This is a genomic window from Streptomyces sp. NPDC050610, assembly GCF_040654875.1.
Lineage (GTDB): Bacteria > Actinomycetota > Actinomycetes > Streptomycetales > Streptomycetaceae > Streptomyces.
This window is the reverse complement of record NZ_JBFAIV010000102.1, coordinates 1-1174: the sequence shown is the minus strand read 5'-3', so window position 1 is coordinate 1174 and position 1174 is coordinate 1. Positions and strand designations below refer to the sequence as shown.

Annotated in this window: 1 protein-coding gene and 1 pseudogene; both read right to left on the bottom strand. The window is 70.0% G+C overall.

The features are described from left to right. Positions 1–101: 101 nt before the first annotated feature. Positions 102–248: pseudogene (locus AB0I22_RS39805) on the bottom strand (nucleotidyltransferase domain-containing protein); the annotation flags it as partial. 501 nt (positions 249–749) lie between these two features. Continuing rightward, positions 750–968, bottom strand: a complete 219-nt coding sequence (locus tag AB0I22_RS39800) for a hypothetical protein (protein ID WP_363135918.1) — start codon at positions 966–968, stop codon at positions 750–752. Positions 969–1174: the final 206 nt, after the last annotated feature.

The following is a 1174-nucleotide window of genomic DNA, read 5'->3' as shown; positions in this document are numbered from 1 at the left end:
GCCGCGATCTGGCACAACCACAAGACCGGCCAGCCGGTCCTGCGATCCCTGATCGCCTACGACCACTGATCACATCGGAATAACTCGTCTAGCGCCTCGATGGGCAGCAGGTGGACGCCGCGCAGGTCGGCGTCGGAATCGCGGGACGGGAAACCGTAGAGGTGCGCGCCCGAGACCGTCGCGAAGAGCAGCGGATCGGGCTGCTCGGCGACGGCCGGGCTCAGGTCGATGGACGCCAGGTCAGTCATACCCTGATCATCCCGGACCGCCGCTCCCGCCCCCTCTGCGGCACGAAGCTCGGCCAGGACTGCACCGACCCGGGCGAGCCGGGCGGCGAAGCACTGCAGCGGGCCTGGGATACAGGGGCTATGGGCGGGGGAGCGTCATCGCACGGCTCGGTAAGGTACTGCTCTTCGGCTGGCGCGAGCTCCCGGAGACCCTAAAGGCGTACGCTGATGACAAACCCGGGGCAACGCACCGTGCTTGCGCATGGACTCCCCCTCCTCGTCCCGCCGCGTGCGGGCGGACTATGTCTTTCCGCGGGCCGATACCCCGAACCGGTTGCCAGCTCCGCTATCGCCCAGGCTGCCGTCGGCCGGGGGGGCAGGTTTGATGCGGCGGGGTTTCCTCGAGGCCGGCCAGCGGATCGAGCCGCGTCGCCTGGAGTAGACGGCGTGACCGGCAGGTCAAGCACAGTCACCGGCTGCGCGGTGTCCTCGCCGATGTGCCCGCCAGGGAAAGACGAAGGGCTACAGGTCCAGGACGGCCTTGAGCTGCTGGATGTTCGCGGCGACCGCGGTGCGGGGGAGGGGGTCGCCGATCACCACGGACATGGCGGTGTCGGGGTACCTCCCGCTGGGGTGCAGCACGATGGCGAGCACCACGCCGAAGGCGGCCTCCAGCCCCTCCAGGGAGACGATCAGGACGTCGCGGCCGTCGGGCAGCGACCAGATTTCCCCGCGCCTCACAGGCTGTCGCCCTCGCCCGCCAGGTCGTTGCCCAGGCCGAGGGCGGCGAGCTGGCGGGCCCCGTCGAGCACGGCCGCGCGGCGGACGGCACGGACAACGTAGGCGTTCACGCACATCGTTGCCCAGCGCGTCGTACGCACCCAGCCCCGCCACGCCTTCGACGCCCTGGCGAATCTCGTCGATGTGCTGGATCACTGGGACAACAT